The sequence below is a fragment of the Rhodococcus sp. KRD175 genome (assembly GCF_017168275.1).
Taxonomy (GTDB): Bacteria; Actinomycetota; Actinomycetes; order Mycobacteriales; family Mycobacteriaceae; genus Rhodococcoides; species Rhodococcoides fascians.
Genome location: NZ_JABFAQ010000002.1, coordinates 123,673 through 136,516, shown reverse-complemented (window position 1 = coordinate 136,516; position 12,844 = coordinate 123,673). Strand labels below are relative to the sequence as shown.

Here is a 12,844-nt window from a genome sequence, read left to right as displayed (position 1 = left end):
TTACCCGGTGCTTTACCCACTCCTACGCAGCGGGACTCCCCGCTGACACCGGTGGTCCGCGCCGGTCCGTTCGAGCCTCGAACGCGATTCCTAGACCTCGGTGACGAAGGGGCTGCGCGCGACTTCCGTTCCGTCCGGCTGGGTCGTGATCTCGAAGTCGCCGAACACGTCGGGCGCCACGTCCACGAGCTTACGCAGACATTCGACGGCGACGCGGCGAATTTCGACGTCCGCGTGCTCCGAGGCCCGCATCGACACGAAATGCCGCCAGGCGCGATAGTTACCACTCACCACCACGCGTGTCTCGGTCGCGTTCGGCAGAACCGATCTCGCGGCCTGCCGCGCCTGCTTGCCCCGCAAGGCAGCATTGGTGACCGACTCCAGTTTTCCGTCGAGGGCAGCGAGCAACTCGCTGTACGCGGCCCGACTCGCCTCCGTCGCCGATGCGAACAGGGCCTCGAGCTCGGGATCGCCCTCCACGGCCGGCGGAAGCACCACGTTGGCATCGTGTTCGGGCACGAAGCGCTGCGACAGCTGCGAGTACGAGAAATGTCGATGCCGAATCAACTCGTGTGTGCACGACCGGGAGATACCGGTGATGTAGAAGCTCACGCTCGCGTGCTCGAGCACCGACAGGTGTCCGACGTCGAGCAGATGACGCAGATACGACGCATTGGTCGCAGTGCGAGGGTTCGGTTTCGACCAACTCTGGTAACACGCTCTGCCTGCGAATTCCACCAACGCCTGCCCACCGTCCGCGTCGGTCTCCCACGGGATGTCGGCGGGTGGGACGAACTCGGTTCGGGCCACCAACTGCACGTTCAGCGCGACTGTTCGAGGCGCAGCTCGACCTCTGATTTCTGACGACACCGCCCAACCCTAAACGGCGACGACCGCACCCTGCCGCGCACGACGCCACCGCTGGTGCCTTCGTGACGTCGACCTGACATCACCAGACGCCTTGACTGACGCCATCCAAGACGTCACACTGGCGTCATGGAACTGAGCCAGTACACCGACACGCTGCGCACCGATTTGATGGCCGCGGCGGCGTTGGGCGATGAACACACCCGGCAGACAGCCGAGGCCCTCGGCAAGACCGCGGAAGCGTCGGCGCGGTTGATGCTGCTGACCGCCCTGTCGGACTTCGCGGCCGAGGTGTCGAACGCACTGGACGATCGAACCGTGGTCGTCCGCCTGGACGGTGGGCAGGCACACGCAGACGTTCGACGCAACGATTCGGCATCGGACCACGACGGCGAGCCCAAAGAGCCTGTTGCCGAGGAGTATCCGACCATGGACGACGTCTCAGGCGAGGTACGACGCGTCACGCTCCGACTCGTCGAGCAGATCAAGGAACGAGCCGAGGACGCAGCGAACAACAGCGGGGTGTCCCTGAACTCGTGGCTCTCCCAAGCAGTTCAGGGCGCGCTACGAGATCAGATGCGCAAGGACCGCGGTTGGAACAACTGAGGGCTCACTCCCCTGTTTGTTTTCGCGCCTCTACTTCTTCTCTCTCCACTGTCGCTCGAACGGCAGCCGCCAGGCATGCGGCGCGATGAGTTGATGAATTGCGTTGGGGCCCCACGACCCCGGTGAGTACTGGCGCACCGGCGGTGGATCGGCAAGCAACGGCTCCGATACCTGCCACAGTCGTTCGATACCCTCCGCCGTCGTGAACAGCGTGTGGTCGCCGTACATGGCGTCGAGAATCAACCGCTCGTAGGCCTCGAGCACGTCGCCGGCGCGTTCGGTTTCGTGTGTGGCGAACTGCATGCTCAGTTTGTCCAGCCGCATCCCGGGCCCGGGCCGCTTGCCGTAGAACGACAGCGACACCTTGGATGCGTCCGCCAGGTCGAAGGTGAGGTGGTCGGGACCTTGCGCTCCGACGCCCGAGCCGGCAGGGAACATGCTCTTGGGTGGCTCTCGGAACGCTATCGAAATGATGCGTTGGCCTTCGGCGAGACGTTTCCCGCTACGGAGGTAGAACGGCACACCGGCCCAGCGCCAGTTGTCTATTTCGCATTTCAGGGCCACGAATGTGTCGGTGTCGGAATCGGGGGCGACACCTTCCTCCGAGCGGTAGCCCGTATATTGGCCGCGCACAACATTTTTCGGGTCCAGCGGGACCATCGATCGAAACACCTTGTTCTTCTCTTCACCGATCGCACGCGGTTCGAGTGCCGTCGGCGGTTCCATCGCCATGAACGCGAGCACCTGGAACAGGTGAGTGACGACCATGTCCTTGTACGCACCGGTGGACTCGTAGAACCCGGCCCGACCGTCGAGGGCGAGCTCCTCCGGGATGTCGATCTGAACGTGATCGATGAAGTTGCGGTTCCAGATCGGCTCGAACAACCCGTTGGCGAAACGGAACGCCAGGATGTTCTGCGCCGGTTCCTTGCCGAGGAAGTGATCGATTCGATAGATCTGTTCTTCGTCAAAGGTCTCGTGCAGGCGAGCGTTCAGGTCGATTGCGCTCTGCAGATCGGTTCCGAACGGCTTCTCCATGATGATGCGCGATCGCTTGACCAGGTCTGCGGAGGCGAGCGTATCCACTACGGCCAGTGCAGCTCTCGGCGGAACCGACAGGTAGTGCAACCGCCTGGCGTTGCCTCCGAGTTCGATCTCGGCCTCGGCTACCGCGGCACCCAGCGCCGCCGGCCCGGCTTTCTGCTAGACGTACGTCAGCCGCGACGCGAACTGCCGCCACTGTTCGTCGCCGACTTTACGGCTGGAGTACGCATTGATCGATTCGCGAGCAAGGGCTCGAAATTCGTCGGTGGACATCTCTTCGAGCGAGGTACCCACCACGCGGATGTTCGGTGCCAGCTCGGACAACGCCAAATGCATCATCCCGGATAGCAATTTCCGTTTGGCCAGATCTCCGGTCGCCCCGAACAGGACGACGACCTGGGGTGGAAGTTCGGTGTCGATGCCTGTCGGAAAAGTGGTCATGCTCGAAAATACTGGCATCGATCCGGATCGAGCGCACGCCGGATCATGTCATCGCAGCGCAGCGACGAGATCACCTCGGGTACCCACCACCACGCGTTCGAGTTCGAGCCACTCCGCCATCTCGTGCAGGACGTCGCGCAACCGGGGTGCGATGTCGCGTGGATCGCGGTCGCCTTCGACGTACGCCGCTATGACGTGTAGTTCCGAGTTGGCCCGCACGGCCTTGAGATCGACGCGCGCCACGAGATGGCCGTCCAGCAGGAAGGGAAATACGTAGTACCCGTGAATTCGCTTGTGCTGCGGGGTGTATATCTCGATGCGATAGTGGAAATCGAAGATTCTCTCCACACGCGGCCGATAGAAGATCATCGGATCGAACGGGCACAACAGGGTTGCGACGGTGGCAGTCCTCGGTGTTCTGGCGTCGCGGTGCACATAGGCCGGCGCGTTCCACCCTCGGACGGACACCTGCTCCAGGACGCCGTCTTCCACGAGGTCGGCGATTGCGGCCTTGGACTGCTTCTGGGAGAGCCGATAGTAGTCCCGCAGATCCGGCTCGGTGCCGATTCCCAGTGCACGAGAGGACTTTTCGATCAGGGCCCGCACCGCATCCGCTTCGTCGACCTGCCTGCGGAGAACAGCGTCGGGAAGCACCCGTTCGCTGAGCTCGTACTGCCGAACGAACCCGGACCGTGCCGGCACGCTGACCACTCCGGCAGCGAAGAGTTGCTCGCACACGACCTTGACGTCGCTTCGATCCCACCAGGGACCCTTGCGCCCGGGCTTCTCGACGTCGAGATGCTTCTCGATCTCACCCGCACTGGCCGCGCCGTGCTCTGCGATCACGGCGAGAACATCGTCCACCAGTGTGGGTTCACGATCGAGAATGCGGGCGGCTCCACCCCATCGACCGTGTCGGTACAACTCCATGCGCCACCGCATCAGCGGCCAGTCCTCCACCGGGAGCAACGCTGCCTCGTGCGCCCAGTATTCGACCAACCGCCTCGGGCGTCGGGTGGTGTCGGTCCAGGCGGCGTCGTCGAGGATTTTTCTGTCGTAGGCACCGACGCGACTGAACACCGGCGCGTAGTGCGCGCGCACCACCACCGACACCGAATCGATCTGCAACAACCCGGTGGTGTCGATGGCTCCGTGCACCGCGCTCTTGCTCGCCGGCCGCGTGCGCGATCGGGCCGACGCCAGTCCTTGGGCGGCCAAGGCGGTGCGGCGCGCCATGGCAGCGCTCATGTCTCGCATCGGGCCACCCTGTCACGATCCACCGACACGGTGGTTCAGGTGCTGAAGAGATTCTTGGCCTTGAGGATCAGCTCGTACAGTCCGTAGGCGAACGGCACGGACACCCAGAGCCATGCGATCACCATCGTTCCCTGCATTCGCGCGGTGGTCATGCCTTGGCTCCTGTCGAGGTCGTCGAATCGGCGGCGTCGGCCGAATCGGATTCATGGAATTTCGACGCCACCGGTTTGATGGCTTCGTTGGCCAGGAACCCGACGACCAACAAACCGATCATCACGTAGAAGGCCGGGAGGTACCGGCCGGTGGTTCCCGCCTCGCCGGCGTCGGCGATGGCGTTGACGATCAGTGGTCCCAGAACACCTGCCACCGACCATGCGGTGAGCAGTCGTCCGTGGATTGCGCCCACCTGGTACGTACCGAAGAGGTCCTTGAGATAGGCCGGAACGGTTGCGAATCCCGCGCCGTAGAACGACAGGATCAACAGCGCCGACACCATGAAGAGGATCTTGTTCGTGTTGGTGAACAGGGCGATGTACAGGTACAGGAGCGCGCCGACACCGAGGTACAGACGATAGATGTTCTTGCGACCCACCACGTCCGAGACCGAGGACCAGACGAAGCGACCGATCATGTTGGTCAGAGACAGGAACGCCACGAAACCAGCGGCCGCCGCGGCCAACGATTCCGGGGAGGTGGCGTCCGGAAAGAAGTCTTGGTAGATCCCGGAGCCGCGTTCGAGGATGCCGATGCCGGCAGTGACGTTGAAGCACAACACCACCCACAGGAGCCAGAACTGCGGAGTCTTGACGGCGTTGGCCGCGGAGACGTTGTGCGTCGAGATCATCGCCGACGCCGCGGGAGGCGTCCAGCCTTTCGGTGTCCACCCCTCGGCCGGGACTCTGATCAGCACGACTCCCAGCGCCATGAACACCGCGTACCCGACGCCGAGGGTGAGGAACGTCTTGGCGATCGAACCATCGGTGAAGCCGCCGAAGTTCACCATCAGTTGGCTGGTGAGAGGTGACGCGATCAGGGCGCCGCCGCCGAAGCCCATGATCGCGATACCGGTCGCCATTCCCGGCCGGTCCGGGAACCACTTCATCAGCGTCGACACGGGCGAGATGTATCCGATTCCGAGGCCGATACCGCCGATGAAGCCGTATCCGAAGATCACCAGCCAGAACTGGCCGAGTGCCATGCCGAGTGCGGAAATCAGCAGTCCCGATACGAAGAAGACAAGTGAAACGGCCATCGCCCAACGCGGGCCGTTCTTCTCCACTCTGGTGCCGAAGATCGCGGCCGACAGGCCGAGCATGACGATGGCGAGCTGAAACGGTATGGCGGTGACCGTTCCGCTGAGCCCCAGGGCGTCGGGCTGTGAGATGGCGTTCTTGAATACGCTCCAGGCGTACGCAGATCCGATCGCCAGGTGTATCGACAGGGCTGCCGGGGGTATCAGCCAGCGACTCCACTCGGGCGTAGCAACGATTCTGGAGCGGTCGAGAATGGGGAGGGTCATCGAAATCCCTTGGTATGGAGAGCGGTACAAATGTCGACTATCCCCTGCAGTCAAACACGAGCACGACCCTGCCTGCTCACAATCGGACATAGTTTCTTCACCGAACTCACTACATCGAGCCGCGTATCCTCGCGTGAGTGGATGTCGAGCGGTGGCGTAGCAGATTGCCGGTGAAACGAGCCTCGGACGGCGAGGTGATCGGATGGACCGTCGCACACAGCGCGGGTGAATCGTCCCCGTACGACGAACACGACGAGGGATACCTGGTCGATGCCGTCAATCCGGTGGGTATCACTGTTGCGCTGGGTGTGTCGCTGGAGGACGCGATTGCCGCCCTGGAGGAACGCGGACTGGCGTCCCTGTCGTTGCCGCACTGGACGAAAGCCCCACTGCCGTTGCAGCCCGAGACCGATCTGCTGACACCGCAGGACGATTGGCAGTGGCGCCGGGTGTTGATGACTCAGCTCGACGACAACCGTGTCTGGATCAGACCCGCGTACCCGAGTTGGCCGGAACGACTTCTGGAAATTCCGTTGTCGATCCCAGCCGACGACGTGCTGCGATCCCACTCCCCTGTCGAGTCGGACTGAGTCGGTACTCGCGCGGCCGCAGCGTGCCGAGACGTACACGCCGACTCGGGCCGCAGTCAGTCGGACAGACCGGCCGCGATCGTCCCGCCGAGTTCGTAGCAGCGCTCCCGCGACTCCTTGCCGCTGTCCACCAGGTGAGCGGTCTCGGCAACCTTGTCCAATCCCCAACCCGCTGCAATACTTTCCATTGCCCGCCCGGCACCAGCGGTGTCACTGTTTCCGTACACCCACGCACCGTAGGGCTTTCCGGATACCGCATCGAGACTCGGGTAGTAGACGGTGTCGAAGAAGTGTTTCAGGGCACCACTCATGTAACCGAAGTTCGCCGGGGTACCGAAGAGAAAGCCATCGGCGGCAAGCACATCCGGGACAGTCGCGCCGAGCGCAGGCACACTGCGCACGTCCACACCGCTGATCTCGGGATCACGGGCTCCGGCGAGGACCGATTCGAGCAGTTCCCGCATCGGCGGGCTCGGTGTGTGGTGAACGATCAGCAGAGTGCGCGCCATGTCCGTCAGCTCTCGGCACGTTCCAGTGCCACAGCACGTTTCATCGTCTCGCGAGCTCGCCCGCGATCACCCGCGTAATCGTAGGCCCGCGCCAGCCGATACGAATTTCGCCAGTTGTCGGGATCTTTTTCCCATTCGGCCTTGACCTGTTGGAAGAGTTCGTCGGCCGCGTCTCGTTCGATGCGCCCCGACGGCCTCCTCGGCAGATCGTCGACGTCGAGTTCGAGGCCTTCCTCTCGGATGCGCGACGCCAGCCGCTGATGGTCGAATCCTGCTCTGAGCGTCGCCCACACGATCCACAACCCGACGATCGGCAGCAGGATGACCCCGATCCCCAGGGCAATACTGGCCACCCCGCCGTTCTGGATCAACGTCACTCCGCGCTGTCCGAGCAGGAAGAAGTAGAAGCCGAGGATCAACACCATCACTGCAATGATGGCGACGACTTTGGTCGCTTTGTTCACTGTCGATCAGCTCACAGATCCAGAAGCGGGTCGAGGCCGACGGTCAGCCCCGGCCGGGCAGCGATCTCTCGGACCCCGAGCAGTACACCGGGCGCAAAGGACGTCCGGTCCAGCGAGTCGTGTCGGATGCTCAGCGTCTCGCCCTGTGTCCCCAGCAGAACCTCTTGGTGCGCAACGAGTCCCGCCAGTCTGATGGAGTGCACGCGCACTCCGTCCACGTCGGCTCCGCGAGCACCGTCGAGCTCCGTCGTCGTCGCATCGGGACTCTTCGGGGTGCCCGCTGCCGCCCGCGCTTCGGCGATCAGCGCGGCGGTACGGTACGCGGTCCCCGAGGGCGCATCGGCCTTGTTCGGGTGGTGCAGCTCGATCACCTCGACGGAATCGAAGAATCGGGCTGCCTGCTGAGCGAAGCGCATCGACAGCACCGCTCCGATGGCGAAGTTCGGTGCAATCAACACACCCGTCTGTGGGGATCCGGCCAACCACTCACGAACCTGCTCGAGCCGCTGCTCGTCGAAACCCGTCGTGCCGACGACAGCATGGATGCCGTGCTCGACCAAGAACTGCAGGTTGTCCATGACCACATCGGGATGGGTGAAATCTACGACCACCTGCGCACCGCTGTCGACGAAGTTCGCCAGCGGATCGCCCTGGTCGACAGTTGCCACGAGCTCCAGATCGCCGGCTGCGTCGACTGCGGCGCAGATCGCCTGACCGACCTTGCCGCGTGACCCCAGTACCCCTACTCGAACAGGTGCCGTTGCACTCACGTCGTTCCCACACTCGTTTCGTCGTCGTCTTGTCGTCCTACCGAAGACCGAGCCTACTTCCAGGCCCCCGACACCGGCAGCTACGGTCGGTCGGTGAAGTCCAGCGTTCTGTTCGCCGACCGCGTCGATCTCGTCCGTGGCGGCCGCTATCTCCTCAGTGATGCGACCGTGCGGGTCGACGAAGGCGAGCACTGGGTGTTGCTCGGTGCCAACGGTGCCGGCAAGAGCACCCTGCTCAGCTTGCTGGGAGCCGTCGTCCATCCCACGCGGGGCGCGGTGCACGTACTGGGCCACCGCCTGGGCCGCGTGGACATGCGCGAATTACGCGCGCACATCGGACACGTCGACCCTCGTCTGAAGATCGAGGCCCCGCTGACTCTGCTCCAGGTCGTCCTGACGGGACTGACCAACACGCCCGATCTGATCCCGAGGTGGTCGGCCACCGAGGACGAGGTCGCTCGCGCCCACCGGCTCGTCGAGTCGCTGGGAGTTGCCCACCGCGTGGACGCGTCGTGGCACACCCTCTCCCAGGGCGAGCGGGGCCGGGCACTGATCGCTCGCGCACTGCTGCCCGATCCGGCGCTGCTGCTACTCGACGAACCCGCCACCGGCCTCGATCTCGCTGCCCGCGAACAACTCCTGACGGCGCTGGACTCGCTGCGTGCCGAACATCCCGGGCTCGCCAGCATCCTGGTCACCCACCATCTCGAGGAAATCCCCACCTCGACCACCCACGCATTGCTGATCCGCGACGGGCGCGTGCACGCTCAGGGGCCTGTCGACACAGTGCTGACGACGGACAACATCAGCACGTGCTTCGACCATCCGATCGAGATCTCTCGCCGTCGCGGGCGGTGGGTGGCCACCGCGGCCCACCGCTGACGGTCAGTCGAAAACGATGACCTGACGGATGGCGTTGCCGTCGGCCAATTCGTCCATGCCGCGGTTGATCTCGTCCAACGTGATGCGCGAGGAGATCAGCTTCTCGACGGGCAGTCGACCCTCGCGCCACATCTGGGCGTACGTCGGAATGTCGCGTGCCGGGACGGCCGAGCCGAGGTAACTACCAATGATCGTGCGCGCCTCGGCTACCAGACCGAGAGGAGAGATCGACGAACGGGCGTCGGGAGCAGGCAGGCCCACGGTGATCGTCTTTCCGCCGGGAGCCGTTGCCGCGACTGCAGTTTCGAATGCACGGGCGTTGCCCGCTGCCTCGATGACGATGTCCGCCTTGATCCCCTTCTCTGCGAGATCCGCAGGTGAATAGACCTGCGTTGCACCCAGATCGGTTGCGGCGACGAGCTTTTCGGGGACGCCATCGACACCGATGACCTCACCCGCACCGATCGAGACCGCGGTCAGTACGGCCGCCATGCCCACTCCGCCGAGGCCGACCACCATCACCGACTGCCCCGGCTTCGGAGTTCCGGCGTTGAGGACAGCGCCGCCGCCGGTGAGCACTGCACAACCGAGGACCGCTGCGATGTCGGCTGGGATGTCGTCGTCGACCGGTACCACCGACTTTCTACTGACCACTGCGTGTGTGGCGAAGCCGGAGACTCCGAGGTGATGCTTGATCTCGGCACCGTCGCGGTGCAATTTGATGTCTCCGCCGAGCAACGTGCCCGCATTGTTCGACGCGCTTCCCACGACGCAGGGCATCTGGCCGTCGGTGGCGCACCCCGCGCAGTCACCGCAGCGCGGCAGGAACGTCATGACCACACGGGTTCCGACTGCTACGTCGTCGACGCCCGCGCCGACTTCCTCGACGCGGCCCGCGGCCTCGTGGCCGAGCAACATCGGTACCGGACGAACGCGATTACCGTCGACCACCGACAGATCCGAGTGGCACAGTCCGGCCGCTTCGATCCGGACGAGCAGTTCCCCGTCACCCGGTGAGCCCAGTTCGAGTTCGGAGACGGTGATGGGATGCGAGTCCGCGAAGGGACGAGATCGGCCGATTTCTTCGAGTACAGCGCCGCGAATCTTCATCCCGCCAGACTATGCGGCTGCGCCGCATGTGCGTGGAACTTCGTAGCCCACTACGAAGTTCCACTCACATGGGCCGCAGGCCCTCACAGCGGCAGACGTGGCCTGAGCAGGTGCGCGACCAACGCCGTCCAGCCGGTTTGGTGTGTTGCTCCGAGTCCCTCGCCGGTGTCTCCGTCGAAGTACTCGTTGAAGGTCGGGTGCTCACTCCACAGTGGATCGGCACTCGATTCGATCCGCCGACCGTCGGCAGGCCTCTTGCCGTCGACAGGACGGAACAGTCCTGCCAAGCCGTTGTCGATCAAGTCTGCGGCATCGGTGAGAGTGCGATGGTTTCCCGAGCCGGTGGGAATTTCGATGGTGAACGAGTCGCCGTAGTAGCGCCCGTAGGCGCGCAGCTTGTCCGCCAGCAGCACGTTCACCGGGAACCACACCGGCCCTCGCCAATTGGAGTTGCCCCCAAACATTCCGGTGCGCGACTCCCCCGGCTCGTACTCGATGGACAGGCTTCGACCGTCGACGTCGAACGTGACCGGCTCGCGGTACGAAGCCGACAAGGAACGAATACCGAACTCCGACAGGAACTCTTCCGAGTCGAACATGCGAGAGAGGATCCGCTTGAGACGTTCGGGCTGCACGAGGGTGAGCAGAAGGCGCACCTCGTTGCCTTCCCGACGCGCCAGCAGCGGTGAGACCATTTCCGGCCGACGGTGCTGAACCCACCGCAGCCGCGCCGCGAGGTCCGGGCACTCCGCCTCGACCCAGGGCGGAATTTCCGTGGCCCCGAGAATGGGAAGCAGACCGACCATGGATCGCACTCGCATCGGTACCGCGTCGCCCTCGGGTTGCACGAGAACGTCGTAGAAGAATCCGTCTTCCTCGTGCCACAGCGAAATGTGCTGCGAACCGAACGAGTTGACCGCCTTCGCGATCGAGAGGAAATGCGAGAAGAACTTGGTCGCGACGTCGTCCCAGGCGCTGTCGTGGCGCGCGAGCTCGAGTGCGATCTTGAACATCTGCTGGCAGTAGAACGCCATCCAACTCGTGGCGTCGGACTGTTCCAGACGGAAACCGGGCGGCAGCGGAGCGGAGCGATTGAACAATCCGATGTTGTCCATACCGAGGAACCCGCCCTCGAAGATGTTCGACCCCTCGGAATCCTTACGGTTGACCCACCACGCGAAATTGAGCAGCAACTTCGTGAACACCCGGACCAGGAACTCGCGATCCCGGTACCCGTCGATCCGATAGACGTGCCAGGCCGCCCAGGCGTGGACCGGAGGGTTGACGTCGCCGAACTCCCACTCGTAGGCCGGCAGTTGGCCGTTGGGATGCATGGCCCATTCCCGGCACATCAGTACCAACTGCTCCTTCGCGAAGTCCGGGTCCACATGTGCCAGAGGAATAGCGTGGAAAGCCAAGTCCCAGGCGGCGAACCACGGATATTCCCACTCGTCGGGCATCGAGATCACATCGGCCAGTGCGAGGTGACGCCAATGGGCGTTGCGCCCCTTGGGGTCCTGACGCGAGTGCGGAGCCGGGGCTCCCACCTTGTCGCCCTCGATCCACTGCTCGACGTCGTACCGGTAGAGCTGCTTGGTCCACAACAGCCCCGCGTAGGCCCGCCGCGCCACGTGCCGATCGGCATCGGTGAGGTCCGCACCGATCACTGCGCCGTAGAACTCGTCCGCCTCCGCACGACGGTCTCCGGTGACCGCGTCGAATCCCGCACCGAACGTCTGCTCGTCCGGCCGATGGGGCGACAAGCGCAGTCGTACCGATTCGGTTGCGCCCGAGGCGATGTCGTCGAACCGATACCAGAATGCAGCCTTCGTCCCGGTCTGCTCGGGGTTCACCGCACCCTGTTCGCCGTCGACGACGTGTCGGCCGATGCCGTCCTTGGGGTACTTCGAGAGGTTGTCCTGCCCCCACAAGGACTCGGCATTGGTTTCGTTGTCGCAGAACAACACTGACGGCGATCCTTCGGCACTGAGGTAGTACCGACCGAGAAAGCCGTGATCGGCGGCAACGGCCTCGAGGCCGCCGGCCAGAAGTTCCGGTCGGGTCAGCTGGGTGAGCGATCCGCCGCGATCGTCGCGCCCCCACGACCAGGTGTTGCGCAGCCACAGTTGCGGCAGCAGATCGACCGATGCCGCCTCGGGTCCGTGATTGGTGATGGAGATCGTGATGCAGATGTCGTCGGGCGACGCTTTCGCATACGTGACCTGAACGTCGAAGAACCGGTTCTCGTCCAGGATCCCGGTATCGGCCAATTCGTATTCGCGGTCGTCTCGGCCGCGTCGGGCACTCTCCTCGCGCAGGTGCGCGTACGGATACTCCGCATGCGGGTAGCGGTAGAGCCACTGCATCCAACTGTGCGTCGGAGTGCCGTCGATCGCCCAGAAATACTCCTTGACGTCCTCGCCGTGATTCCCCTCCTCGTTGGCCAACCCGAAGAGTCGTTCCTTCAGAATCGGATCCTTGCGATTCCACAGGGCGAACGCGAAATTCAGGAAACCGAATCGATCGCAGATTCCACCGATTCCGTCCTCACCCCAGCGGTAGGCACGCTTGTGCGCCTGATCGAACGGAAACGACGCCCACGCGTTTCCGTCCTCGGAGTAGTCTTCGCGCACCGTGCCCCACTGCCGTCCCGCCAGATACGGGCCCCACTGACGCCATGGCCCGCTGACCCCTGGTGACTCCGCCAAACGGTTGTGTTCGACGGTGGACGGGGTGGGAACGCTCACGGGATTGGTGGTCACGGCACACAGTCTGGTGCTTCCCG

11 protein-coding genes and 1 pseudogene are annotated in these 12,844 nt (G+C 63.9%); 3 read left to right on the top strand and 9 right to left on the bottom strand.

Annotation, left to right across the window (positions count from 1 at the left end):
- Positions 1–90: 90 nt before the first annotated feature.
- Complete coding sequence (gene thyX / locus J1M81_RS01285; RefSeq protein WP_228139203.1) at positions 91–870, bottom strand: FAD-dependent thymidylate synthase; 780 nt, start codon at positions 868–870, stop codon at positions 91–93.
- A gap of 126 nt (positions 871–996) precedes the next feature.
- On the opposite strand from thyX, the gene J1M81_RS01280 reads away from it, so the two are divergent.
- Positions 997–1,473, top strand: a complete 477-nt coding sequence (locus J1M81_RS01280) for a hypothetical protein (RefSeq protein ID WP_206497487.1) — start codon at positions 997–999, stop codon at positions 1,471–1,473.
- 30 nt (positions 1,474–1,503) lie between these two features.
- Here the strand turns inward: J1M81_RS01280 and zwf are convergent.
- The 3 genes and pseudogenes from zwf to J1M81_RS01265 form a co-directional block, all read right to left on the bottom strand.
- Positions 1,504–2,958: pseudogene (zwf, locus tag J1M81_RS01275) on the bottom strand (glucose-6-phosphate dehydrogenase).
- Positions 2,959–3,006: 48 nt separating this feature from the next.
- Complete coding sequence (locus tag J1M81_RS01270; protein ID WP_032372575.1) at positions 3,007–4,215, bottom strand: winged helix-turn-helix domain-containing protein; 1,209 nt, start codon at positions 4,213–4,215, stop codon at positions 3,007–3,009.
- 148 nt (positions 4,216–4,363) lie between these two features.
- Positions 4,364–5,734: an OFA family MFS transporter gene (locus tag J1M81_RS01265; protein ID WP_027496813.1), complete on the bottom strand. Its 1,371-nt coding sequence runs from the start codon at positions 5,732–5,734 to the stop codon at positions 4,364–4,366.
- A gap of 170 nt (positions 5,735–5,904) precedes the next feature.
- On the opposite strand from J1M81_RS01265, the gene J1M81_RS01260 reads away from it, so the two are divergent.
- Positions 5,905–6,324 carry a hypothetical protein gene (locus J1M81_RS01260; RefSeq protein ID WP_174557254.1) on the top strand — a complete coding sequence of 140 codons (420 nt, stop codon included), beginning with the start codon at positions 5,905–5,907 and terminating at the stop codon, positions 6,322–6,324.
- A 56-nt stretch (positions 6,325–6,380) separates the two neighbouring features.
- On the opposite strand, the gene J1M81_RS01255 is transcribed toward J1M81_RS01260, so the two are convergent.
- From J1M81_RS01255 to dapB, 3 genes are read right to left on the bottom strand one after another with little or no spacing between them, the layout of a single operon-like run.
- The gene (locus J1M81_RS01255) at positions 6,381–6,833 is read right to left on the bottom strand and encodes a flavodoxin family protein (protein ID WP_032387273.1); all 453 of its coding nucleotides are present in this window, start codon (positions 6,831–6,833) and stop codon (positions 6,381–6,383) included.
- A 5-nt stretch (positions 6,834–6,838) separates the two neighbouring features.
- Positions 6,839–7,258, bottom strand: coding sequence for a hypothetical protein (locus J1M81_RS01250; protein WP_206497586.1), 420 nt, complete (start codon positions 7,256–7,258; stop codon positions 6,839–6,841).
- Positions 7,259–7,308: 50 nt separating this feature from the next.
- Positions 7,309–8,067 carry a 4-hydroxy-tetrahydrodipicolinate reductase gene (gene dapB, locus J1M81_RS01245; RefSeq protein WP_027496797.1) on the bottom strand — a complete coding sequence of 253 codons (759 nt, stop codon included), beginning with the start codon at positions 8,065–8,067 and terminating at the stop codon, positions 7,309–7,311.
- Between the two features lie 93 nt (positions 8,068–8,160).
- Here dapB and J1M81_RS01240 point away from each other — a divergent pair, with 93 nt between their 5' ends.
- Positions 8,161–8,949 carry an ABC transporter ATP-binding protein gene (locus J1M81_RS01240; RefSeq protein ID WP_032400602.1) on the top strand — a complete coding sequence of 263 codons (789 nt, stop codon included), beginning with the start codon at positions 8,161–8,163 and terminating at the stop codon, positions 8,947–8,949.
- Positions 8,950–8,952: 3 nt separating this feature from the next.
- Here J1M81_RS01240 and J1M81_RS01235 read toward each other — a convergent pair whose 3' ends face one another.
- Together J1M81_RS01235 and J1M81_RS01230 are read right to left on the bottom strand one after the other, a co-directional pair.
- A complete protein-coding gene (locus J1M81_RS01235; protein WP_032400601.1) occupies positions 8,953–10,059 on the bottom strand; it encodes an alcohol dehydrogenase catalytic domain-containing protein in 1,107 nt (368 codons plus the stop codon).
- Between the two features lie 83 nt (positions 10,060–10,142).
- On the bottom strand, positions 10,143–12,821 hold the full coding sequence (locus J1M81_RS01230) for a glucosidase (protein WP_283348081.1): 2,679 nt from the start codon (positions 12,819–12,821) through the stop codon (positions 10,143–10,145).
- Positions 12,822–12,844 lie beyond the last annotated feature (23 nt).